Here is a 25,169-nt window from a genome sequence, read left to right on the forward strand (position 1 = left end):
TCGTTACACTATCGGTTTAATTTGTTTAATAACTGACTGCGTAGCTGTCTCGCCAAGGTTTCATCTAAGGGGCTTAATATTCCTTTTCTAGTGGCGGGAATATGCGCGTTTTCTGCAGGATTAAATACGTAGTGTTGAAAAACATCCTGCCACACCTGACGTTGCGATTCAGGTAGATCACGAATGGCTAATATTGCGTGATTGAGTGCATCTAGCGGCGTGCCCATGTAATCCGGAACTTGACGCCACCAGTAGTTCAGTAAAACGTTAAATTCAGTCAGCCCTTCAACATGATGCCACCACATACTGGGAATGAAGATACAATCTCCCGGCTCAAGTTCAACGATAAAACAGTGTTCAATTGCTTCGGCAAACTTAGGGTATTTTTCGAAATCTGGATGATGAAAATCCACTAAACTAGCTGATTGTCCTGCCGGCGTATAATCCAACGGACCTATATACAGGTTAGCTAACTGCTCGGGGGGAAATAATATAAACCTACGTCGGCCGACTACATTGCATGCAAGGTTATCTGGTATGTCGTAGTGCGCAGCTATACGAGAACGGTTACCAGCCCAAATACTGACTAACGGCGAGTCTTGCAATGGCGGTAATTTGTTATGTTCTGTGAATCCCGGCAAAATATGATTCACCGAGGTTGAGCCTAGATAAGTGGAAGGTGAATCCTTGCTCCCGGCAAGCGCAATCATTTTGTTAATCAGGGTTTTAAAAACGGTGGTTTTGGGCTGAAAATTGAAGCCTTGCAAATCGTCATTATAGAAAAACCGGCCAGCCACTTCTGGTGGTGCCACAAACGCCTGAACGGGATTGTTGTTGGCCCATTGATTTAAATAATCAGCTGCACATTGAGGTGATTCTAATCCCGCTTTTACGGATGGCCAATCTGCCACTAGACCTCTAAAAATACAGGGTAAAGAACTACTTAGTTGTGCTTGATTTAAGTCGGCTATTGTACTGTTAAGCACTTCTGTTAAGCTATTTTTTGAATCGAAAGGCAATTTCATAGGGCTTACAACGACGCGTTTTTCTTTTCAATTAATAGTGATAAGTTCGACATGGACGCCTCCATCATATGCATCATTTGTAAGTATCCTTGTTGGTGTAACTTTTGTAAAACATCCCCTTGAAGGGCTGCTACTTTTTCTTCGTTAACACTGTAAAGACTATTTAACTCATGATTAGAGCCGTCTTTTAACTGTACTTTTATACTAACCGGTTCAATCAGCTCATATTGCATAATGGTGTCTATAAATTCATCAGTTTGAGAATGTCCTTGATGAATGGTTTGCAGTACAGAATTAATATTTTGCAAATAATCACTTTGCCCACCTTGTTCCAGAAATACCTTCTCTCCGGCAGTTTGACTGACTCTTGGGCTATCCATATCCACAAATACCACGGGATCTTGTTTCAGTACACCATCAACTTGCACGTTTTGGAAGCCAATCAGAAAAGGGCGTCTACGAATAGTTAGCGGAATATAGTTGGCCTGCCAGCCTGAATCGTTTAGATAAAGGTTCTCTAGTGGGGCAAACCCAAAAAGCGCTATAGCTTCGAATTTTCCAGTGTCAGTATGTTTGTGAAAAAATAGAGGATACAAGCCCTGAGCTTCACGAAACTCAGATACAAACACATTGGTAAAACTAATATCATCGCCAAGGTTAGGCAAAAAATCCGTGATTACCTGCAAATCTTTGTGGGTGACATTATCCAGTAGTTGATGGTTGGCCATTAGCTTTTCCTAATTAATATTTGGTGAAGGTGGTTCGCTTTAACAGTTGTGAACTTAAACCTAAATTCGTTGCAATCCATATTGATGAATTTTGTTAATCAGTTCCCGATTGGTGGGTAATCCTCTGAGTAACTTTTCTGTCATTTGCTGGTTTTTTCTAAAGTTTTCCAGCGCAATTTGCTGATTATCAGAGCGTCTAATCGTTTTAGACTGCTGAGTTTTAAAGCCCATTCCGTATAATACATATTGATAACTTGCTGACGGGAATACCTCATCGGTTTGGGTAAAATCACTGTGCCATGGTGATTGGTGTTGCCACAATTCCATCAGTTCTGTGAGCCCCTCAGGAATAGTTTCAGCTCGGCAATTGTCAATCCAATAATCAGAATCAGTACGTTTGGTCAGTACATAATGCAATTTTAGAAAATCGATGATTCTGTCCCAGCGATAACGAAATTTATTATTGAATCGTTTTGCGACTATATCCATTACGTTGCGATTGGCTGGAAGCTGTTCACTGATCATCGCCGCAGACAATTCCACTAATACCAATGCGGAGGCTTCCAGTGGTTCCAAGAATCCAGCCGATAAACCAACAGCAACACAGTTTTTATGCCAGAAGGTTTCGCGATGGCCCGGCACAATGGGAATTTTACGAACATTAAGTTCATCAACCTTATTGCCAATACTTTCACGAATATACTGACGCAATTCCAATTCAGCTTGCTCATCACTGATATGTGCTGTGGAATAAACATGGCCAACACCGCGACGCGAAGGTAAACCAATGTCCCAAATCCAGCCGGCGCTTTGTCCAGTCGATATAGTATGCGAGGCAATCGGGCTTTGTTCATCAGGGTAAGGCACATGTACCGCTAGTGCGGCATCATTAAATAAAATGTCCTTTTTGTGTATAAATGGTATTTGATAGTGTTTACCAATTAATAATGCATGGAATCCACTGCAATCGATAAATAAATCACCGTTAAGATCATTATGTTGTTTCGTTGATAAGCTTCGAATATCGCCATTTTCATGGCTATTAATTGCGATTACAGTATCAAGTATGTGTTTGACTCCAAGCTTTTCAGTGCAATGCTGTTGTAGGAACGCCGCAAATTTACCTGCATCTAAGTGATATGCATAGTTGGCAACATGGGCGAATTCTGGGGTAGTGTTTTGTTTTGGTGCTAAGTCTCGCTCACATATTTGCCCCTGAAATGACACTGCATCGGCAAAGGGAATATGCGCAGCTTGCTGTTGCCAAAATGGCGCTAAATTAATTTGTTCATAACCTTGAGGCAAAACCAGTGGATGGTAATAGGCATCATCTTTTGCTCCGGTCACCCATTTAGCAAATTTAGCACCTTGTTTGAATGTGGCATCGCAGCAGCGGATAAAGTCGGTCTCGGTAACACCCATCTTACGCAGGGTTCCGCGCATAGTTGGCCAGGTTCCTTCGCCCACACCCACAGGTTTCACGTCTGGTGATTCAATTAGGGTAACTGATATACCTTGTTCTGAATGAGCCATGTGCTCAGCGGCAATTACGCCAGCGGTGAGCCAACCGGCTGTGCCACCCCCTACGATGACAACATTGCGAATTTGATTAGTTGACAAATTATACTCCCAGCCACGCTTTACATTGATTCTATATTAAATGTAAATTTACAAAATAATAACAAAAAGCCGCCACTAAGACGGCTTTTTCTTGCTTATTTGCGCTTAAAATGAATAGCGCGCACCAAAGTTATAACGGGTACCGTATTGACGAGCAAACAAGAATTGCTCTTCATAACGTCCGTAACCTTCCTCGGTTTCATTGGTTAAGTTAAGCCCTTCAAAGAATACGGTTAGATTGTCGTTAACATCGTAGTTAATGCTCATATCGTACTGCTCATATTCTTTAAAAAACTGTGGAGGCGCTTCAGCTGTGCCTTGTGCCTGACCTATACCAATTAGGTAGGAATCACGCCATGCATAAGTGAGCTTGGCCGATAAACCGTCTTTTTCGTAAAACACTTGGACGTTTGCTGAATCACTTAGCCCATTTAATGGAGACTGTACCGAGAAGTTTTCAGTGTCATAGTTCACGTCACCATCAACTAATGTCATGTTAAAGGCAGCGCCAAAGCCACTTTCACCGAACAAATGTTGAATCGCGAATTCAATCCCGTCTACCATCTTTTTCTCGCCGTTTGACGGCTGACTGACTAGCCATTCAACTAGCGGATCGTCGTCACTTTGGCGAACGATTTGAGTTTCACAACAATCGTCATCTACGCCGCCGCCATTATCAATGATTTGTTGCCAAATCGCGCCATCGGTAGCTTGTATGCCATTAGCCACTAAATCTGCTTCAGCTTGAATAGCCCTTGGTCCAATATACGGGTCTCGGAGGCCATCAACTGTGATAGTAGTGAAGGTATTTTGAATAAAGTTCTTTACGTCTTTGCGGAAATAGCCAAGTGACGCGTAACTGCCTTCTTCATAGTAATATTCAAAACTGAAATCTAAGTTAGTGGACTCAAATGGCAGTAGGTTGGTATTCCCTGAAGAGCCTGTACGACCGCCGGGCTTGGGACTTCCTGATAGAGATCTCGCGCCTATCAAGTTGCCAAGAGGTGCTCGAGTGATAGTTTTACTGGCAGAGAATCTAGCAACAATATCGTCAGTAACTTCTAATTTAATGTCTAAATTAGGTAGCACTACATCATGCTCGCCGGTATAGGTCACAGTACCGCCATCACTTGCACGATAGCGCATTTGCCACTCAGTGGGGTTTGTCCAAACTAGGTAGTCTTCCACGCTATCTTGTAACACTAAGCTGGTAACGTCAGTTTGCTCATAACGTACGCCTATATTCACATCCAAAGGCATATCTGCAATTTCAAAATACATATCTGCAGATAGGTAGGCGCTTTGGGTTTCTTCTGTTAAATCTGCACGGCTATTGGTACCAAAATCAGGATTAAGAGGGTCAGTTGAAAATCCAAAATAGTCCTGCATTCTAGCAATCACTTCTGCATAATCGAAGGTATAGTAATAGTTAGTGACGAGGTTACTCCCGCCATTTGAAAACTCATCTAAAAAGTCGCCGGTATCGGTTCGGGTGAACATGCTATCTGGGAAAATGGCTTGGTTTCCATTATAACCATTAGGTCCAACATTACCGTTATTGGCAGAGTATCCACCAAAATATTGGTCCGTGTTGGCTAGACCAAATTGCACTTTTGTCAGGAAGCTATCGTTGGGGTTAACCCACTCAGTATCTAATTGGATTTGTTCAATGGTTGACTTGCCTTCTGCACGTCCAAATTGAGCGAAAAGGGGATCAAAATCACCCGGATCGGCTTCTTCTGCGCCATTCGGCCAGGTGATATCAAACTGCGGGACGCCGCCACCAGAGAAATCATAGGTTTTTGTCACTATGTTATTCGGCCCTAAAATGACGTTGCCAGAGTGACCTGTGCCATTATCTGCGCCGTTATCTGTTGTGGTTTTAGAGTCGTGGTAATCAAGCTCAACATGAAAGTTGTCAGTTGCTTGCCATTCAAAGTTAAAGCCAATGGAGTCGCTTTCTACTAACAGTGTTTCAACGTTAGCTGAGTGGGCAAAATCGTTGCTTGATTCAGTTAAGCTAATTGCCGAACCTCGCTCATCTAACTCGTACGAATTTATGTTTCCGCCGAAGTTAAACCAAATTCCAAATCCTTGACCAGATGTGGCGGTTTCTGATTCAGAGTAGACATAATCTAAAGTGAAAGTCATATCGTCACGTGGCGCATATTGCAGCGTCGCCATGCCGTTTACACGTGTCCGTTCTACATTATTAATATTGTATGAGATTTGACGAGGTAAATAGGTGTGGCCAGCTTTCCCGTCTTCCAATGAGCCGTCTAAGGTATCTTCTTCTAAACTGCTCGCGTCAGGGCGTAAATCAATAAAGTCAGTGGTTGTGCCAAGAGATTGATCCGCTTGCCAGCCCGGAACATTTGCACTTTGTTGCTGGAAGTTACGTTCTTGCATTGATAACGAAATTGCCACACCAAACGTATTATCAGCAAAAGTATTGCTATAAAGAGCTGACAATTCAGGCGTGATATCATCACCTTCTACATTCGATTCATCGTAAATGCCCTTGGCTGACACAACATACTTTAAGCCTGGACTGCTCAACGGTTTGGCGGTAATAATATTTACTGTTGCACCTAAACCACCACTTGGAACGTCAGCGCGTCCGGTTTTATATAACTCTAGTGCGCTCACACCGTCTGAAGACAAATTCTCTAAATCGTAAGAACGGGTATTTCCTGTCCCTGGCATTTGTCGACCATTTAAGGTGACCAAGTTAAAATCAGGTCCAAAACCACGAACGGTGATTTGGCTACCTTCACCATTTTTACGGCTGATTGTCACGCCGGGAATACGTTGCAAAGATTCAGCGATATTGGTATCTGGAAATTTCCCCATTTCCTCAGCAGAAATAGCGTCAACTACCCCTTGTCCATCGCGTTTAATGTCCATTGCTCGTAACAATGAACCGCGAATTCCCTTTACTTGAATCACTTCTACATCATCTTGCGAAACCGCAGCGTCTTCTTGTGCATTGGCGGCGGGTACTAAAACCCCACCTAAAAGCATAGACATTGACGCAGCTAAGTATTTTTTCTTGAAGGTCATATGTTTCATAGTTGCCCTACTTAATTGTTCTTTATTCTGTGTAAACCCTTTGGGCTTTATATCTTTGTGTGTAGACACAAAACCCAGTAAGCAGTAATTAGTTTTTATTTCGAGCTATCATTCAGACGTAATCTTTACGTTATCAATGCGGTAAATTGCGCCGTCACCGGTGCCCCAAGCTGGGAATATCATTAAGACGTCGATAGCACTGATATCCAGCCCCGCGTCGGAAAGTGTCAGAAGATCAAATGTGTAAGTTTGCCATTCGCCGGTTACCGGAACTTCGCCTTCTTTACTCGCTTCAAGGGCCAATTCCACAGCGGTTTCTGCGCCTAAAGACTCCACTTTAAACACCCAAGCTGTAGTTTCACTTGGTGTAGCAATTACCTTCATATCGAATTGAATAACCCCGCTTGTTAATAGGGTTGTTGCGTCAAACTCTGCGCCATCTTCTGCTAAGAAACCCATTACCGTTGGCGTTGCACCGATTTGGAATTCAGCCGTCGCTCCATGTGCTGCATCCCCATCTATTTCAACAGTTGGTGTTGAACCACCACAGCAATCCCACATTGGCCACTGGGCATTTTCTTGGTCAGCAAAAAGCGTAATTGAGGGAGGTGGTGGGTTGAATATCTTGGCATTATCGACGCGGTAAACAGCGCCTTCTCCTGCACCCCATGTAGGGAATATCATGACCACATCAATAGCGCTTAAGTCAAGGCCGGCATCCGCCAAATCTTGTAAGTTAAAAGTGTAGGTCTGCCATTCGCCTGTTACCGGGGCAACCCCTTCGTTGCTGGCAGATAAGTCCAGTTCTACTGCTTGTGCTGCACCATTACTCTCTACTTTAAACAACCAAGGCGTAGTGTCGCTAGCAGTACCTGTGACAACTTTCATTTCAAATTGGATTACACCAACGGCTTCTAACAAACTGGCATCGAATTTTACCCCGTCGCCAGATAGGAAGCCCATTACCGTTGGCGTTTCACCAATGCTAAATTCTGCAACTGTGCCGTGTTCTTCATCATCAATCGCTTCAACAGGTGTTGATCCGCCGCAACAATCCCACAGGGGCCATTCCATATTGGTTTGGTCCGCAAATAACACCAGTTCAGGATAGTCGATGGCAAATTTTACGTTGTCTACACGATAAGTCGCGCCTTCACCTGTTCCCCATGCAGGGAAAATCATGATGACGTCGATACCAGTTAAATCCAAACCTGCATCTGCCAAATCTTGCATAGAAAATGAATAGGTTTGCCATGTACCTGCAGTCAATGGATTTCCGTCAACGTCCTGTGTGATATCGAGTTCAACTGCCTGACTAGCACTGTTACTTTCAATTTTAAATTTCCACACCGCGTTAGCGTCGCTTGGCAATGAAACAACTTTCATTTCGAAAGTTAAAGCACCAGCGGTTAACATAGGGGATGCATCAAAACGCACAGGCGTATCAAGTAAGGTTGTGTTAAAACCCATCACTGTAGGCGCAGCTCCAATCACAAATTCAGCCACTGCACCATGCTCGGCGTCATCGGTCTCAATAGTAGGAGTAGAGCCACCACAACAATCCCAAATGGGCCAATCCGGATTGGCCGCATCGGCAAAAACGGTGAGTTCTTGAACCACTCCTGTTGAAGGAGGTTCAGGAATCGGAGCCTTGCCTGTTACCAAAGCATCATCTTCATCTTTATAACCACCGCGAACTGTTTCGCAACCTTTACCCGTCATCGGGTTGGTTGAACATTCGTAAACACGAACATAATCAATAATGTAACTTTGTCCGTTGGCAAATGCGGTTTCATCGATACCTAGGTTGTTTACGTTTGAAGGCCAATCTCCACCTACTGCTAAGTTGAGTAGAATGTGGAAATCTTGATCAAATGGCGCAGCGTCCCAATGTACTTCTTTTTCACCAGTGGCAATATCGAAGTATTCAGAGAACCAACCTTGATGAACTAAACCAGAGGCTTCTCCTTTACTGTTGTAACGGACTTCTGAAGCCATTTGAGTTGCATATAAATAGCCATCGACATACCAGCGAATTTCGCCTTCTTGCCATTCTATGGCGTAGGTGTGGAAGTCATCAGCTGGATTGGCACCATCTGGCAGAAGATATTCCTTACCGGATGATTCATTTTGCGGCCAGTCGCGACCATAGTGCAAAGTACCATGGACATATTTTTCTTCGTTACCGTCGGCATCTACTACACCCAAATTAACCGCTTCAATAATATCGATTTCACCTGACTTGGGCCAAGAGCCATAAACTTCGTCGGTAGGTAACATCCAAAATGCCGGCCAACTACCTTGTCCAGAGGGTAATTTAGCGCGCATCTCAAAGCGGCCGTATGTCCAGTCACCCTTATATTTCGTTCTTAATCGCGCAGACGTATAGGGTAGTTCGGCACCTTCTTCGGCAGGTTTTGCGACAATATTAAGCATACCATCTGCGACAAAAGAGTTTTCAGAGGAGTCGGTGTAACATTGTTGTTCATTGTTCCCGCCTCCGCTGCAATTGACTTCATGACTCCATTTGGTTGAATCGATACTATCCCCATCGAATTCATCATTCCAAATCATCACCCAGTCTTCGACTGGCGCGGACGTATCAACTGCTTTTAAATCTGTATCTGAATTAGAACCGCCGCAACCAGTTAAAGATATCGCGATAGCGGCACCTACAGATAGAGACAAGTTGCGCGTCGTGTGCTTTACGCTTTTTATTCTCATTGTGTTCTCCGAAAACAAAACCAAAGTGATTTTGACTGGTTATTAATCCGATGCTTCTGCGTTATGTCGTCACAGTGAATTATCAGATTCCAAACCAGATGTTAATTGCCTGATTTGATATGTAACACAAAGGTTAATAATCTGCGGGCGAAAATCGATAAGGCGGGACTAGTAGGAGATGGAACGGACTTATACACTAATTATACCAATTTTGAGAGCTAGGTATAAATCGAAAATACATTCTAAAGCCGCTATTTTAAAGGCTTTTTGGGTTTTTTATGGGGGTGAGGCCAGTTGGCCGCCTCACTAGTCCGCTTTACCTCGTTTACGTTGCATGCCGCAAAAGTTTGCATACAGTTAGCAACAAATTTTTAATAATTTAACGTTATTTAAACAAGGGCTGTGTATGAAAAGTTATCATTTTTCGCGGTTTATCATATTGTGCTTTTCATGCTCCTTTATATGGGTAGGTGCAGGGTGTACAAATTCTCAAGTAACACAAAATAATCTTCAACCAGCATCGCCCAAAGGGGCATCTGAGGTTTTTGCAGCCTCAGTAGTACATGCAATTAATGTTGGCGGTCCTGAGTACCTTGGACAGGACGGGGTTCTTTATCAAGCCGATACGTTTACAGTCGCCAATACTAAAGGACAGTCAAAAGGAATAAAAGGAACTCAAGATCCTAGGTTGTTCGAAACCTATCGTATAGGCGATATGAACCTTCCTCTAGCAGTAAAGAATGGCATTTATGACGTTACCTTAAAGTTCGCAGAGCCGACAGATATGCGGGCATCGGATAGGCTGTTTAACATTAACATCGAGGGGCAAAATCAAATACAAAACCTTGATATAACCGTTGCCAGAGATGGTAAAAAATTATCAGCACTAGTGCGCACTATACCGAATATTAAGGTACAAGATGGTGAACTGAATATTGTCCTAGAAGGGGTTAAAAATGCACCTGTTTTACATGCCATTATTGTCCGCAGTAAACAACGAGATCCACAGCATTGGCAATTGGTTTGGGGGGACGAATTTAACTATTCAGGCGCGCCAGATACAGAAAAGTGGAATTATGATATTTGGCCTGCTCGTAAAGTAAATGATGAGGATCAAACTTACACCAACAGATTGAAAAATGTGCGGGTAGAAGACGGTGTACTTGTTATTGAAGCCCATAAAGAGCAGTTTGCAAATGCAGAATATACCTCGGGGCGAATTCACGCCAAAGACAAAGGTGACTTTCTATACGGAAAGGCAGAAATTCGTGCTCGAATACCAGCGGGACAAGGCACCTGGCCGGCAATCTGGATGTTACCTAGTGATGCTTTCAAATACGCTACCAAATGCAGTTCTGATAGCGAATGGCAAGGCAATAACGAATGTGACGCATGGCCTAACTCCGGTGAAATCGACATTATGGAGTATGTTGGTTACGACCCTCACAATATCCACGGAACTGTGCATAACAAAGCATACTATTGGGTTAACTGGGAGCAACGAAAAGCCAGTATCGACGTTGGCCCTGAGGTCAATAACGACTTCCAAATTTACTCTCTGGAGTGGGGACCAGAGCATATCATTATTGCATACAATGATATTCCCTATTTCTACTATTCGAATCAAGGCGAAGGTTGGCAAGCCTGGCCCTTCGATCATCCCTATCACATCATTCTAAACCTTGCTATCGGGGGGGGCTGGGGAAGGGCTGGTGGGCCAATAGATGACAGTATCTTCCCTGTGAAAATGGAAGTCGACTACGTTCGAATTTATCAGCTGGAACAGTAATCATAGATCTTCAACTTTTTAATCATGGGTGGCGACACCGGTTAACAATTTACTTAACAAAGCAGTTAAAAATATGAAAAATACGATAAACCAAAAGATTAATGGTTCATTTGTCAATTTGGCCGGTGAACGTTATTACAAAATTGAAAATGTTGATCAAATGCCGGCTTTTTTCATAAGTTTGGTATCCGATAGCGACCATTGGCTTTTTGTTTCATCAACAGGTGGCTTAACCGCAGGGCGCGTGTCTCCTGAAACTGCCTTGTTTCCGTATGTTACAGTAGACAAAATCCATGAAAGCTGTCATCACACTGGGTGTAAAACAGTGTTTAAAATCATTCTGGATGACAAAGTTAATCACTGGGAGCCGTTCAATTATCTGCGCGAACACAATTACTCCCTGAGCCGTAACCTTTACAAAAATACCTTGGGTAATAAGCTGTGTTTTGAGGAAATAAATCATACTTTGCAATTGGTATTCCGCTATACCTGGGCTACTAGCGACGAATACGGATTCTGTCGCACCGCTGAGATAGAAAACATTTCAGAACAGCCAGTGAACGCTGAAATACTTGATGGGTTGCTCAACATTTTGCCCGCTGGCACCCCACGATTTACCCAATCTCAGTCAAGTAATTTAGTCGATGCGTATAAGTTTAATGAACTTGACGAACACACTGGAACCGGCATTTTTACTTTATATTCAGGCATTACAGACAGAGCTGAACCTAGTGAGTCGTTGCGAGCTAATGTGGTGTTTTGCTTAGGCTTGCAAGAACCAAATATTTTATTATCGGAAGAGCAAATTAACAGTTTCAAAAATCAACAAAAAATCGTGACTGAATCCTCTTATCGTGGAGTTCGTGGCGCATATTTGGTGAATAGTAAATTTGAACTAATGCCATCTCAGCATAAAAGCTGGATGTTAGTCGCAAACGTTGAACAAGACCAAAAACAAGTTACTGCTTTACTTGAGGAGTTAAATTCTCCCAGTACTTTGCAAAGCAAAATAAGCTCTTCGATTGCCGCAGGCAGTGATGCTCTTGCTAGAATTATGGCCAGTAGTGATGGTTTTCAGCAAACCAACGAAGAAGAAGTGTCAGTTCACCACTATGCGAATACCTTGTTCAATGTATTGCGTGGCGGTATTTTTAATGATCAATATCTGATTACAAAAGACGATTTTATTAAAACGGTGAAAACCTTTAATCAAGGGGTTTACCACGCCAATCAGAATTTCCTCGCAGCTCTGGATGATAAATTCTCTGTGCAAACATTAATAGCGGAAGTAGAGCAGGTGGGTGATCTGCAACTGCAAAGGCTGGCGTTTGAATATTTACCTATTACCTTTGGACGCCGCCATGGTGATCCAAGCCGCCCTTGGAATCAATTTGCGATCAATTTAAAAGATAAACAGGGCAATCCACTGCTTTCCTACCAAGGCAATTGGCGGGATATTTTTCAAAACTGGGAATCGCTCACCTTCAGCTACCCGCAGTTTATTGAAAGTGTCATCGCCAAGTTTTTGAATGCCTCAACAATGGATGGCTATAACCCTTACCGTATTACCAAACAGGGAATCGATTGGGAAGTGGAAGAGCCGGATGATCCCTGGAGCTATATTGGCTACTGGGGAGATCATCAAATTATCTATTTGCTGAAAATGTTAGAGCTGTCAAAGCAGTTCCACCCCGAAAAACTCAATCAACTTTTAGCTGCTGACATATTCAGTTATGCAAACGTGCCATATCGGATTAAGGATTTTGACGCGCTATTGGCGAATGCGAAAGATACCGTTTCATACGATGAAGAGTTAGCTGCAAAGATTGAGCAACGAGTACAGGCGATGGGATCGGATGGCAAATTGGTGTTGACTAAAAGTGGTGAAGTTTACCAAGTTAATTTAGTCGAAAAGTTGTTGGTTCCTTTGTTGTCTAAGCTCAGTAATTTAGTCATTGACGGAGGCATCTGGCTTAATACTCAGCGACCAGAATGGAATGATGCGAATAATGCATTAGTGGGGCAAGGTTTATCCATGGTCACCTTGTATTACATTCGTCGCTACTTACATTTCTTTAAAACGCTTATCGCGGAGCAGCAGCAAGACGTGCAATTATCATTGGAAGTGAACCAGTGGTTATTAGATAGCTGCGATGCTTTACACGCTATCGCGCAACAAATAACCCAAGGTTCGGTTTCAAACACTGCGCGTTTTGAGATGATGCAGCGCCTTGGCTTGGCCGCAGAAGCTTATCGCAAGCGCGTTTATCAAGCTGAGGGATTTACTGGCAAAACGACTCAGGTGATGCGCCGAATCCATGTCCTTATTGATGATGCTTTGTTAGCTATAGACCATAGTATTCAAAGTAATCGTGCTGAAAACGGGCTATATCATGCTTACAACGTGTTGAAACTGGAACCGCAATGTTCACAAGTAGGGCATCTTTATCCTATGTTAGAAGGTCAGGTTGCGGCGCTTAGTAGCGGTGCAATTAAAGGTGAGGAAGCCATAGCGGTATTAGATGCGTTGTTTGATTCAGACATATACCGTGCGGACCAACAAACCTTCATGTTGTATCCCGATAGAGTGCAAAGTCGATTCTTAGATAAAAATAAAGTACCTAAAGGTGCATTAGATAAATCAATTCTTTGCCAACAAATGTTAGCCAACAACGATGAGCGTCTGATTATGCTAGACAATCGAGGGATACTAAGATTTAGTGCAGATCTCAAAAATGCCAATGATGTTGCCGACTTAATTGATACTTTGGTTTTGCAATACGGCGAACAACTAGGGGCTGAAAAAAATCTTATTTTAGCTGTCTATGAAGATGTATTTAAGCACAACGCCTTTACTGGTAGATCCGGTGGTATGTTTGGCTTTGAAGGACTTGGTAGCATCTATTGGCACATGGTTTCGAAGTTATTACTTGCGGTAAAAGAGCAGTTCTTTCAGGCAATTGAAGAGCAGCAAAGTGAGCACCTAATTAAGCGCTTAGGTGAACTTTATTATCAAGTGCGTAAAGGTATCGGCTTTAACAAAACCCCTGAACAATATGGTGCTTTCCCTACCGACCCATACTCACATACGCCAAAACATGCAGGTGCTCAACAACCTGGAATGACTGGCCAAGTAAAAGAGGAAATTCTCACCAGATTTGCTGAGTTTGGCTTGCATGTAGCCGATGGTAAAGTGAGTTTCAATCCGGCTTTATTGCGCAGCCAAGAATTTTCTGCAGATGCCACAAACTTTACATACCTCGATATAGACGGAAACTGGCAAAAGCTGGCTTTACCTTGCAAAAGCTTAGGATTTACCTGGTGTCAGGTACCATTTGTATATCATTTGAAAGAGCAGGGGGAAGGTGAGATTTGCATTCAATACTCAAATGGCAAGATTGAAAGATTGCAGCAAAACTGCCTAACTAAACAACAAAGTCAGATGTTGTTCGATCGTTCAGGGCAAATCCGAAAAATAGACCTGAGTTTAAATAAACAGCAATTGTTTAGCTAAATTTGGATTCACCGCTGTACTTGCGTGATATAGATATCGTGTGTACAGCGGTGATACTTGGATAACAAGTAAACAAGATTTTAAATAACTAGCGTGTTATTCACTGTCAGCGGATTGTTGCTCTGCTGCTTGTTTTTGTTTCTCTGCTTCTTTTTCTTGCTTTTCTTCCTCTGCAACAGCAGACAATAAACTTTCGTATTCAGCTTGCATGGCGGCAATGTCCATTTTGACGTCGCTGCTCCATGTTTGACCAAAGTCATCGGTACTGACGATTTGTCCTTGATCGCACAAGAAGTAAATACGCTGCCCGTTAGTTAATTTAGGCAAGGCTATTTCACAATCTGGTTTAGCTGTGCCACGCATAGTCCAGTCTTTTCTTGAAACATCCTCACTATTCGCGGTGGTACTAATAATTTGCAGTTGTTTAACTGTTTTATCTGCTCGTCCAAGGGTAATAAGGGTTTTGTCTTCCAGAACAATGGGTAACGAACGATCTGTAGTATTGTCCCCAAAAGTTTTTAAACTGCGGTTAAGGGATATCCAGCTTTGTCCGTAATCAAAGCTAACGGCCTGATCGCCTATACCATCCCATTGACTAACCTCTAAGCCAACCAATACGCCATTTTCCAGTTGTGAAACTTGCACCATTGGTGAGGATTTCACGCTACTCCACTGGTTAGATTCGACGTCGAAATCATGAAGCTTGTTATCGTTAAGCACTCTGAGTTGACCATCGGCGCTTAAAATCGGAAATAACCCACCGTTTTGCACCCAAAAATCATTCGGGTTTTTTCGTTCAAAATCCCCTATACGCTGCCAAGACAAGTCGTCTTTATTGATGCTGTAGAAGTAATGATTTTTTGCCGAAGCGGTCACTGCAAATAGCGCCTCCTTGGCTTTACCAAACCAAATAATTGACTCTGCTGCTGAAACTGGCTGAGTTGCTGTCCAACTTCCTTGCAAACTGTCGCTAACAAATACTTGTCCGCGCTCGGAGCCAACTAAAATTTTACCGTCTAACTCTAAAACACTGGTTAGTTGTCCGTTTGTCGGTAAATCAATTTGAGACCAACTATTGTCTTGGTTTACAACGTGTAACTGACCGAACTTAGCGGCCACAGCCCGTTGTTTGTGGTCTTCTAAAATCAGGGCTTGGCTGCCATAGGCATTGTTGCGTGAGAGGCTACTTAATTTGTCGCGAAATTGGACAAACTTGTCATCTTCCCAACCAAGTGATTGATTGAAATTAACGCTGCTGGCTAAATTGGGGAAATGTTCAATAATAAAATCTTGCAGATTTTCCGCTTCACTAATACGCGTGACATAGGCTTTGCTAGAAGAGCGATTACTCCAAAAGGAGGTTTCTTTAATATTCAACAAAGGTTGGAAAACCAAACTACCTAAATTGGTAAACTCACCGGCTTTTACGTTAAACGTACCAGCTGAAGCATATACGGGCATAGTCAACCAAGAGCTCATATTGCCATCGGAATAAAAACTATAAAGAGAAGCAATTATGTATTGCCCTTCTGGCATGCTGCCGGCAAATAACTGACTATCTACAACACCTTGCGAGTTAGGTGAAAAAGTATAAGCTTCAGGATCCCACTCCACTTCATCTTCATTGAATGCTTTGTTTTTGGCCGCGGCTTTCGCTTTTGCCTCTTCAATCGCGGCCTGCTTAATTTGCTCGTGATTGTCCATTCTAACTGCTATAACTTCGGTCCATCCTGCATGCAGTGGTGCTAACCGACCTGTGTTATTTATTACTTGAAGTGCAACTACACCGTGATTCTGGGCAAGTGGCTGGCTACTATCTAAACGTGTTGATTTGATTTCATAAGTAGCGCATCCATTCAGAAAAGCGCCAATTACAAAAATGAGAATCAATTTTTTCATCGATTTTTCCATTAAAATATTAAAAATGCGACCAGCCACTATCATTCAATAGGTTAGTTGTACTGACCAAAAACTTGGGAAAATGGGTTTTGATAGGAATCAAGCTCCATTTCTACCGCAAGATAGAATGGTGCTTTAGGTGGGGGAGTAAATTCTTTTTGTTTCGCAAGCTGCAAAAAGCACTGATTGGTTTGAGCATCTTTATTCGTCAACGTTTGTACTGCTTTACCCTTTTCATCGAGGGTAACCACTAAATCAACATTCTTCTTAGCGCATTTATGCGCGTCCGCATACAATGCCTCGATCTGATAATTATTGCCAGAAGTTTGCTCATAATCTTCGGCGCTTAACAACTTATTTTCAGCTTTTCATTGTTCATAAGTCTTTAAATCGCGTTATCACCTTCGCTTGGCGGCGTAGAGGCACATCCGTAAATAACAACCATTAGTAAAATCAGAATAACTTGTTTGTGCGTAACTCCTTGTTTTGTCTCTAATATCCATAATCGAGAACTATATGAAATGTTAGCTGGTTAGCCTACATCAAGACTTTTTTTGGCAACTAAATTATTATTCCCCTTAATCTGATTAGGGTTTAGCGCAAGGCTCGTCTCTATGTTTTGGCTTTTTAGCGCACCAAAATGTGCTCCAGCTCTTCCAGAGATTTGCCTTTGGTTTCAGGTAAGTAATAGATGATAATCGCTAAGCCAATAAGCGCAAAAATTGCATAAAAAGCAAAGGTATAAGTGACACCTAAGGTGGCTAATTCCCATGGGAAGATGAGTTGCACTAAAAAGCTTACCGCCGAATTAATTAAACCCACAAACGAGATGGCAATGCCGCGAATTCGGTTGGGAAACAGTTCTGAAAATAACACCCACATGACGGGGCCAAGAGAAATGGCAAAGCAAGCGACAAAACCTAATAAACTGATGAGCACCCATTTCTGGTTGACGTTGATCGAAGCAGCAATGAGTTCCGATTCATGTTTCAGTGCTATATCAGCGCCTAAATGCGTAACCAGTGCGGCTTTAAATTGCAAATCGTTCATGTACGTTGTTTGGGTCAGCGCCGTTTGACTTTCGTGGCTAATTTCAACAGGGATTTCGGTTAATGCTTTAGCATCTAACTGATAACTTGCTTGACCAAATTGAAACGCCATCATGGCCATACAAACAGCGATGCCTGATACACCAAATATCAATAATGCCTTCCGTCCCACTTTGTCGATCAGTAATATGGCAAATACGGTAAACAGTAAATTAATTAAGCCCACTAAAACGGCTTGCATAAAGGATGCGTCGGTACCGAATCCACTTTGCTCAAATATCATAGGCGCATAAAAGAACACCGCATTAATTCCGGTAATTTGTTGTAAAATAGCAATTGAAATACCGATGATCATTACCAAGCGCATATTCGGTTTAAGCAATGTTAGAAGTGAGGTTTGCTGTTGCTGGTTATCCTGTTTTAAGCCTGCTTCTATGCTATTAAGTGTATCTTCTAATTCGGCTTCAGGAACTGTTTTACAAAGCACTTGTTTGGCTTCGTCCGGCCTGTTTTTCAGTAATAACCATCTTGGACTTTCTGGTACAAAATTCAAACAAAAGAAATATAACAACGCTGGGATTGCTTCTAGGCCTAACATCCAGCGCCAATTCCATTGTTGAATATTCCACGTATCTTGTTCCGGTGTTGTTGCGGAACCAAGTTGTAAAATTAAATAATTAGTGAAAAAAGCAGCAGAGATTCCAATAACAATGTTCAATTGATTGAGTGATACCAGTCGACCACGAAACTTGGCAGGGGCAATTTCAGCGATATACATAGGAGCGATTATCAATGCTGCGCCAACACCAAAACCACCTAGCATTCTCGCCAGAACTAAAATCAGAAAACTGGGGGCGACTGCCGACAATACGGCAGATAATAAAAATAGGAAAGCGGCGACTTTTAGTACCGTTTTTCGACCAAACTTATCTGCTAGTGGACCTGAGATCATCATTGCTAAAGTAGCCGTAAGGGTAAGTGATGCAACGGCCCAGCCTAGTTGTAATTTGGTTAATCCAAACTCGGGCTCGATAAATTTCACCACACCAGAAATAACCGATGCATCGAACCCCATTAAGAACCCACCTAATGCAGCAATAAGTGAAATAAAAGCGACGTAAAAAAGTGAAAATGAAGTGTGTTTTGACATATTAATCGCTCTTGTTTTAGGGCTGGATTAGCAAGTATCAATTTCGTGATATTAGTGAATTTAACGATTTACGTTAACTTATTTTTTACTTTTAAAGGTGAATATACGGTAAAGTGGTTCGCCGCTGCGGTAGGGCGGACTGCAAAACTGGCGGTTCGATCGGGCAGAGTGTAAAATTTTGATTCACCTTCGAAAGGTTCACTATGTTGCAAAAAATAACGGATTTTACAAAACGCTTTATTGCTAATCAGCCGAGTCGGAAGTTTTGGTTGTGGCAAGTTGGTTTTTGGTTATTTGTCAGTGTTATGAGCTTTGCGGTACTCACCCTTTGGTACGGTCCATTTTCTTGGCCTCACATCCTGCATATTATACTCCAAGCTCTGTTAGGACTAATGTTGTCCTTGGTGTTGTATTGGGTGTTCATGCACATTTGGGACAAAAGTACTCGTTTTCGAGCGCTAGTTGGTTTTATCACCGTCATGCTGGTGTCGTTTGTTTGGACGTTGGCTCGTGTATATGCCTTTATTTCTCTTACTGGCGATGGCACCGAATGGACGCAGTTTGGTGGTTGGCATTTTGCAAGTATTTTCATCTTTCTATGCTGGGCCGGTCTGTTTCATGGCATTCGATATTATGAATTGTTGCAGACTGAACACATTATATTGTTGCAAGCGGAATCAGAAGCCAAAGAAGAGCAGTTGAAACGCATGAAAGCACAAAATGTGGCAAGAGATGCACAACTTAAGATGCTTCGTTATCAGCTCAATCCGCATTTTTTATGCAATACCTTAAATGCAATTAACTCGTTGGTTGAAAGCAACGAAACTGTCAAGGCTCAAAAAATGACAGTCCAATTGAGCAAGTTCTTGCGCTATTCATTGGATAATAATCCAGATACTAAGATTCCGTTGGAAACCGAAGTCAATGCGTTAAATTTATATTTGGAGATCGAGAAGACCCGTTTTGAAGATCGTTTGCGATTGGATTTTGAGATTACAGCTGAAGCCAAATCGGCTTTGTTACCCAGTCTTTTATTGCAACCCATTATAGAAAACTCAATGAAACACGCTATTGCGCAAAGTGAGTCTGGTGGCACAATCGAGTTTAGAGCCGATGTTGTTGATCATCGTTTAATACTACAATTAAGTGATACTGGCTCTGGGGCTAAAATCGCTAAAAGTAAATTGAAAAGCTCTACCGGACGTGGTGTTGGTTTACGCAATACTGACGAACGCCTCAAAGCACTTTATTCTGATGATTATTCAATGGATATCAAGTTATTACCATCAGGTGGCCTGAAAACCATTATCAATATTCCTTGTGAATACAATCTAGCGGATAAAGTAGACAGGACCAATACCAAGGAAAAAACTGCATGAACAAGATTCGAGCCGTTATTGTCGATGATGAGCCGCTTGCCCTTAATGTACTGCGAGCAAAATTGAACCAGTTACCACAAGTGGAAATTGTTGGTGAAGGTAAAAATGGTCGTCAGGCGATTGAATTGATAATGGACTTAAATCCCGACTTGGTTTTTCTCGATATTCAAATGCCTGGGTTGAATGGTTTTGACGTGGTGAAAAACCTGCAAAGTGAACTGGTTCCTTTGATTGTTTTTACCACGGCATATGAACAATATGCATTAGATGCTTTTGATGTGCATGCGGTTGATTATATTCTCAAACCCATTGATACGGAGAGAATTCAAAGAGCAATTGAACGAGCCCAAGAACGAATGGCGGCAAATGAACAGGTGGATTATAAAATACCAATTATCGGTGCCATTGATACCATTAGTCGCAGAGAAAGCAATTTTGAGCAAGACGAAGAACTTGCGGCTAATCATGCAAACAATAACCTAGAACGTAAAATTGTGATTAAAGAGCGGGATGAAATTACCTTGCTCAAACAATCCGATATCGAGTGGATTGATGCCGCTGGGGATTACGTGTGTTTGCATGCTGAGGGAGAAACCCATATCAAGCGTATTACTCTCAAAGAATTGCTAGAAGAACTTGATGATACAGTTTTTAAGCGGGTCCATCGCTCCACTATCGTCAATCTGAACTTCATTGAAAAAGTCATACCACATACTAAAGGGGAGTTCTTTTTACAGCTCCAAGGGGGCACGGAGCGGATTAAAGTAAGCCGAAATTACAAAGAATCAATTCGTACCTTTCTAACTGAAAAATAACCATTTATTATTTTTATCATAGTGAATTCGACCAACGCCTTTTTTATGCGTTATTCTCAGTTGTATTTGATATCCTCTAATGCTCTTATAACATTCCATTAACGACTGGCTACATCAATAACTACAGGTTAGATGAAAAACTCTGTTATTTCAGATATCTAACTGAGTTTTAATTTTTATGATGAAAATAAAATCAAAATGGCCGTTAGTTACGTAACACTTCAAAACTTTACATGGTGAATAAACGGATGAATTACATCACGACAATACTGTTGCTTCCTATCATACTTGTCACATTGACGATTTTTCATTCTGCTCATGCTCAGCAATTTGGCGCCAAAGGACCAACAGAAGTTATTGTAAATAGTGTTAGTTTAGACACTCAAAGCTCTTCGGTGGAGGCCGTGGGTTCAGCTGAAGCTATAAAATCTGTGGATATCTTTCCGGCTACCGCAGATAGAGTTGTGGCCGTAAACTTTGTACCTGGACAAAAAGTTGTGCAAGGTCAGGTATTGTTAGAGCTTGATTCTCGTCGTCAAAAAGCGGCTTTACAACGGGCCAAGATTCAACTTCATGATGCGACTAGGAATTTAACTAGGTTACAGCAAAGTAGTAGCAAAGGTGCGGTAACAGAAAGCGCACTAGATGTGGCGTCAACTGCTAAAGAGTTAGCAAAAATGGATGTGATTGATGCTGAGATAGAATTACAAGACAGAATAGTCATCGCGCCTTTTACAGGTTATGTGGGACTCACTGATGTGGAAGTTGGCGACCGCATTACCCAACAAACATTAATCACAACTTTAGATGACCGAAGCCAATTGTTTATCAATTTCCGTGCCCCAGAATCTGCCGCCAATACGCTAGCAAAAGACAGTTTAGTTACCGTACAACCATGGACCAATCGAGAAGCGACACTAGAGGCTGAAATTGCCCAGTTAGATTCAAGAATCAGTGATACTGATCGCACTATTTTAGCTCGCGCTATTTTAGACAATGCACAAGATAATTACCGTCCAGGAATGAGCTTTCGCGTCAACATCAGTGTGCAGGGGCAATCTTATCCAGTTATTCCTGAATCAGGCCTTTCATGGGGCGCAACCGGTGCATACATTTGGAAGATGGTAGATGGTAAAGCGGTAAAAGTTGAGGTGCAAATTAAACAGCGTATGCGCGGTTATCTGCTGGTAGAAGGAGATATAAGCAAAGGTGAGCAATTGATTGTAGAAGGTATTCAACGTTTGCGACCAGGGCAGGCTGTTAAAGTCCGAGCACAGGAGACAAATTAATGAACTCATCTTCCCATCATCAACAAGACTTACCGTCTTTGTCGGTGCGCCGACCTGTACTTATCGTAGTAATCAATTTGTTAATCATGATAGCGGGAATTGCTGCACTAAGCGGTCTTGAAGTACGTGAATTACCCGATGTAGACCGTCCTAGGTTAACTGTTTCTGCTAGCTATCCGGGAGGTTCACCCGAAACTGTTGACATGGAGGTAACGAGTCGACTAGAAGGCGCTATTGCGCGCGTAAGTGGGGTTGACTCCATCAGAGCACAAAGTGAAGAGGGCAATTCACGAACCGTTGTGGAATTTCGTCCCGGTATCAATTTAGAAGACGCTGCCAATGAAACCCGTGAAGCAATTAGCCGAGTGCAACGGGAATTACCCGATGAAGTTGAACGACTTTCTATTATCAAAGCGGATAACGACGCACAAGCAGTAGTTAGCTTAGCTGTTTCCAGTGACAACATGAGCATGGAAGCAATGACCGAAATGGTTGAAACTGACTTAGCGCCGATGTTTCTGAGTATTCCTGGAGTCGCCGATGTGCGGCTTAATGGTGACCGAGAGCGGGTGTTACGGGTCACAATCGATCCTTTACGATTAACCAGTTTTGGCTTATCAGTAACAGATGTGGCTGATGCCCTCAGACTTGCCCCTTTCGATGTTCCAGCGGGTAGCCTCAGGTCTACCGACCAAACACTGATTGTTAGAGCAGACGCGACCTCAGTGACCACAGATCAAGTTGAAAATATTGTTATTAGAGGCGACACCCGTGTGGCAGATGTGGCAAGTGTGTATTTTGGTCCCGCGGATGCGCAAAGTCTGGTGCGACTAGACGGTACCCCTGTCATCGGGTTGGGGGTTTTACGGCAAGCCAGCTCAAACACCATTGAAATTTCAAATGAAGTTCTGAAAATGGTCAAGCAACAACAGTTGCGATTTCCAGAGTTAAATATCGTCGTCACCTCAGATGATGCGGAATTTATCCGTGGCTCTGTAGAAGAAGTAATTACCTCGTTGACGTTTACTATTGGCCTAGTTGTATTAACGCTTTGGGTGTTTATCGGCTCCGGTCGGGCAACAATTGTACCTGCACTTGCTATACCAGTGTCTTTAGTCGGAGGTTTGGCGGTGATGTGGATGTTAGGTTTTTCGATAAATATTCTCACACTGTTGGCATTGGTGTTGGCCACAGGTCTGATTGTTGACGATGCTATTGTGGTCTCAGAAAATATACAACGACGGCGCTCGCTCGGTTTAGGGGCAAGAGCGGCGGCGGTTATCGGCAGTCGCGAGGTGTTTTTCGCTGTAGTAGCAACCACAGCCGTATTGGCCGCAGTGTTTATTCCTATTGCATTTTTGCCGTCAACGGCGGGACGTTTATTTCGTGAATTTGGTGGTGTCTTAGCCAGTTCAGTGATTATTTCATCTTTTGTGGCTTTGTCTCTAGTGCCGGCATTAACTGCGAGACTACCAATTAAGAAAAATAGTAAGCATTTTTTGGGCGGTTTTGGGCAATGGTGCTCTCGGGGTTACGAGCGAAGTCTAGCTTGGAGCCTACGCTATGGCTGGTTAATTTTATTACTCTCATTGGCTGCTGGGGCATACGCCGGTTATTTATATCAATCATTAGATAATGAGCTTTTACCCAACGAAGATCGCGGTAATATCCGTATTTTTGCTCGAGGTCCCGATGGTGTAGGGGTTAACTTCATGGATCGCCAAGCCATGCAAATGGAAAATGCATTGATGCCTTATGTTGAAAAAGGTGAGGTTAAATCAATTTATACCGTAGTCGGGCAGTGGGATCCTAATATTGTGTTTATTACGGCGCCTTTGGTGCCTTGGGATGAACGTAGTCAATCGCAACAACAGATTATTGAGCAATTACAAGCTGAAGTTGGCGCAATTCCCGGCGCGCCTGGTCGAGCTTTTGGTTCGAATAGTCTAAATTTACGGGGCCAAGGCGGAGGATTGGAACTGGCTTTGACCGGCGAAGAGTATGCTGAAATTTATCAGGCTTCGCTAGATTTTAAAGCAAACATTGAACAACAGCTTTCAGGGTTTGGCGACATTCAAATTTCCTATCAACCTACGCAACCGCAATTGCGAGTGAATATAGATAGACGTCGAGCTGAAGAGTTAGGGGTATCATTTTCGGATATATCAACCACCCTCAGAGCGGCTATCAATGGTGATGACATCGCAGATTTGAATGTGGGTGATCAGGCCATACCAATCATTCTGCAGGCATCTAATGCCAATTTAGCTAATCCTTCTGATCTCACCAACCTTTATGTATCTTCACAAAATGGTGGTTTAGTACCGCTATCTAGTCTTGCTTATATAACCGAAGAAGGTGTTGCTTCAGAACTTGAGCGTCACGCTCAACGCCGCTCCATTAAATTAGAATTAGAATTGGTTGATGACTCTTCGATGCAAACATCGGTAGATAGTATTCGCCAATTAGCCCAAGAAACCTTGCCGCCAGGAATTGGCTTAGTGTTTCTTGGTGAAGCTAAAACATTCGAAGAGACCTCACAACAAGTGCTGATGACTTATGTGTTGGCGTTTATTATAGTTTTATTAGTACTGGCGGCTCAATTTGAAAGTGTGAATAGTGCTGTGGTGGTGATTTTAACCGTGCCTTTTGGTATCGCATCTGCCTTATTCGCTCTTTATATCACTGGAATTTCGATTAATATTTATTCGCAAATTGGTTTGGTGATGTTGATAGGCCTATTGGCTAAAAATAGTATTTTGCTGGTGGAGTTTGCCGACCAAATGCGTGATCAAGGCTACAGTGTTTATGCTGCCATTATAGAAGCCGGCAAAGTTAGATTACGGCCGATTATGATGACCTTAGTGTCTACCATTTTAGGTGGTTTACCTTTAATCCTCTCTACCGGTGCTGGAGCTGAAGCTAGAAACGCTATTGGTTGGGTCGTTTTTGGTGGGCTTGGAATTGCAGTGGTGTTCACCCTTTATCTAACTCCAGTGCTGTATTTAGGATTAGCCAGATTCACTAAACCAAGAGCAGACGAAGCCAAACGTCTTGATGAAGAACTAGATAAAGCCAGTGCCGCGGGGATCGCCGTAGAATAGGTTTTAAATTTG

14 protein-coding genes are annotated in these 25,169 nt (G+C 42.6%); 6 read left to right on the forward strand and 8 right to left on the reverse strand.

Going from position 1 to position 25,169, the window contains the following annotated elements:
• Positions 1–8: 8 nt before the first annotated feature.
• The 5 genes from ABWV72_RS15195 to ABWV72_RS15215 all read right to left on the reverse strand — a co-directional run bounded on the left by ABWV72_RS15195 (position 9) and on the right by ABWV72_RS15215 (position 9,169).
• Complete coding sequence (locus ABWV72_RS15195; RefSeq protein ID WP_353371525.1) at positions 9–1,025, reverse strand: cupin-like domain-containing protein; 1,017 nt, start codon at positions 1,023–1,025, stop codon at positions 9–11.
• Positions 1,026–1,030: 5 nt separating this feature from the next.
• Positions 1,031–1,753: a SapC family protein gene (locus tag ABWV72_RS15200; RefSeq protein ID WP_216049616.1), complete on the reverse strand. Its 723-nt coding sequence runs from the start codon at positions 1,751–1,753 to the stop codon at positions 1,031–1,033.
• Positions 1,754–1,813: 60 nt separating this feature from the next.
• On the reverse strand, positions 1,814–3,373 hold the full coding sequence (locus tag ABWV72_RS15205; RefSeq protein WP_342805046.1) for a tryptophan halogenase family protein: 1,560 nt from the start codon (positions 3,371–3,373) through the stop codon (positions 1,814–1,816).
• A 105-nt stretch (positions 3,374–3,478) separates the two neighbouring features.
• Positions 3,479–6,445 carry a TonB-dependent receptor gene (locus ABWV72_RS15210; protein ID WP_353371527.1) on the reverse strand — a complete coding sequence of 989 codons (2,967 nt, stop codon included), beginning with the start codon at positions 6,443–6,445 and terminating at the stop codon, positions 3,479–3,481.
• A 108-nt stretch (positions 6,446–6,553) separates the two neighbouring features.
• Complete coding sequence (locus ABWV72_RS15215; protein WP_303499387.1) at positions 6,554–9,169, reverse strand: glycoside hydrolase family 16 protein; 2,616 nt, start codon at positions 9,167–9,169, stop codon at positions 6,554–6,556.
• 406 nt (positions 9,170–9,575) lie between these two features.
• On the opposite strand from ABWV72_RS15215, the gene ABWV72_RS15220 reads away from it, so the two are divergent.
• Both ABWV72_RS15220 and ABWV72_RS15225 read left to right on the forward strand, forming a co-directional pair.
• Positions 9,576–10,958 carry a malectin domain-containing carbohydrate-binding protein gene (locus tag ABWV72_RS15220; protein ID WP_342805043.1) on the forward strand — a complete coding sequence of 461 codons (1,383 nt, stop codon included), beginning with the start codon at positions 9,576–9,578 and terminating at the stop codon, positions 10,956–10,958.
• Between the two features lie 73 nt (positions 10,959–11,031).
• On the forward strand, positions 11,032–14,472 hold the full coding sequence (locus tag ABWV72_RS15225) for a 1,3-beta-D-glucan phosphorylase, GH149 family (protein WP_353371530.1): 3,441 nt from the start codon (positions 11,032–11,034) through the stop codon (positions 14,470–14,472).
• Between the two features lie 96 nt (positions 14,473–14,568).
• Here ABWV72_RS15225 and ABWV72_RS15230 read toward each other — a convergent pair whose 3' ends face one another.
• From ABWV72_RS15230 to ABWV72_RS15240, 3 genes are all read right to left on the reverse strand, one after another.
• On the reverse strand, positions 14,569–16,371 hold the full coding sequence (locus ABWV72_RS15230; RefSeq protein ID WP_353371532.1) for a Kelch repeat-containing protein: 1,803 nt from the start codon (positions 16,369–16,371) through the stop codon (positions 14,569–14,571).
• Positions 16,372–16,424: 53 nt separating this feature from the next.
• Positions 16,425–16,724, reverse strand: a complete 300-nt coding sequence (locus tag ABWV72_RS15235; protein ID WP_353371534.1) for a hypothetical protein — start codon at positions 16,722–16,724, stop codon at positions 16,425–16,427.
• 274 nt (positions 16,725–16,998) lie between these two features.
• A complete protein-coding gene (locus ABWV72_RS15240) occupies positions 16,999–18,570 on the reverse strand; it encodes a sugar porter family MFS transporter (protein WP_353371536.1) in 1,572 nt (523 codons plus the stop codon).
• 203 nt (positions 18,571–18,773) lie between these two features.
• Between ABWV72_RS15240 and ABWV72_RS15245 the strand changes: the two genes are divergently transcribed.
• From ABWV72_RS15245 to ABWV72_RS15260, 4 genes are all read left to right on the forward strand, one after another.
• Positions 18,774–19,949 carry a sensor histidine kinase gene (locus ABWV72_RS15245; RefSeq protein ID WP_216049625.1) on the forward strand — a complete coding sequence of 392 codons (1,176 nt, stop codon included), beginning with the start codon at positions 18,774–18,776 and terminating at the stop codon, positions 19,947–19,949.
• On the forward strand, positions 19,946–20,764 hold the full coding sequence (locus tag ABWV72_RS15250; RefSeq protein WP_216049626.1) for a LytR/AlgR family response regulator transcription factor: 819 nt from the start codon (positions 19,946–19,948) through the stop codon (positions 20,762–20,764). Before ABWV72_RS15245 ends, ABWV72_RS15250 begins: the two co-directional genes overlap by 4 nt.
• Before the next feature lie 248 nt (positions 20,765–21,012).
• Positions 21,013–22,053: an efflux RND transporter periplasmic adaptor subunit gene (locus ABWV72_RS15255; RefSeq protein WP_353371539.1), complete on the forward strand. Its 1,041-nt coding sequence runs from the start codon at positions 21,013–21,015 to the stop codon at positions 22,051–22,053.
• Positions 22,053–25,157: an efflux RND transporter permease subunit gene (locus ABWV72_RS15260; RefSeq protein ID WP_353371541.1), complete on the forward strand. Its 3,105-nt coding sequence runs from the start codon at positions 22,053–22,055 to the stop codon at positions 25,155–25,157. Before ABWV72_RS15255 ends, ABWV72_RS15260 begins: the two co-directional genes overlap by 1 nt.
• Positions 25,158–25,169 lie beyond the last annotated feature (12 nt).

Source organism: Aliiglaciecola sp. NS0011-25 (genome assembly GCF_040370605.1).
GTDB classification, from domain to species: Bacteria; Pseudomonadota; Gammaproteobacteria; order Enterobacterales; family Alteromonadaceae; genus Aliiglaciecola; species Aliiglaciecola lipolytica_A.

Excerpts from the sequence above, each read along its gene's own strand:
- ABWV72_RS15220 (WP_342805043.1), top strand. The coding sequence starts at position 9,576 with ATGAAAAGTTATCATTTTTCGCGGTTTATCATATTGTGCTTTTCATGC.
- ABWV72_RS15260 (WP_353371541.1), top strand. The coding sequence starts at position 22,053 with ATGAACTCATCTTCCCATCATCAACAAGACTTACCGTCTTTGTCGGTG.
- ABWV72_RS15245 (WP_216049625.1), top strand. The coding sequence starts at position 18,774 with ATGTTGCAAAAAATAACGGATTTTACAAAACGCTTTATTGCTAATCAG.
- ABWV72_RS15210 (WP_353371527.1), bottom strand. The coding sequence starts at position 6,445 with ATGAAACATATGACCTTCAAGAAAAAATACTTAGCTGCGTCAATGTCT.
- ABWV72_RS15225 (WP_353371530.1), top strand. The coding sequence starts at position 11,032 with ATGAAAAATACGATAAACCAAAAGATTAATGGTTCATTTGTCAATTTG.
- ABWV72_RS15255 (WP_353371539.1), top strand. The coding sequence starts at position 21,013 with ATGAATTACATCACGACAATACTGTTGCTTCCTATCATACTTGTCACA.
- ABWV72_RS15240 (WP_353371536.1), bottom strand. The coding sequence starts at position 18,570 with ATGTCAAAACACACTTCATTTTCACTTTTTTACGTCGCTTTTATTTCA.
- ABWV72_RS15200 (WP_216049616.1), bottom strand. The coding sequence starts at position 1,753 with ATGGCCAACCATCAACTACTGGATAATGTCACCCACAAAGATTTGCAG.
- ABWV72_RS15250 (WP_216049626.1), top strand. The coding sequence starts at position 19,946 with ATGAACAAGATTCGAGCCGTTATTGTCGATGATGAGCCGCTTGCCCTT.
- ABWV72_RS15195 (WP_353371525.1), bottom strand. The coding sequence starts at position 1,025 with ATGAAATTGCCTTTCGATTCAAAAAATAGCTTAACAGAAGTGCTTAAC.
- ABWV72_RS15215 (WP_303499387.1), bottom strand. The coding sequence starts at position 9,169 with ATGAGAATAAAAAGCGTAAAGCACACGACGCGCAACTTGTCTCTATCT.
- ABWV72_RS15230 (WP_353371532.1), bottom strand. The coding sequence starts at position 16,371 with ATGAAAAAATTGATTCTCATTTTTGTAATTGGCGCTTTTCTGAATGGA.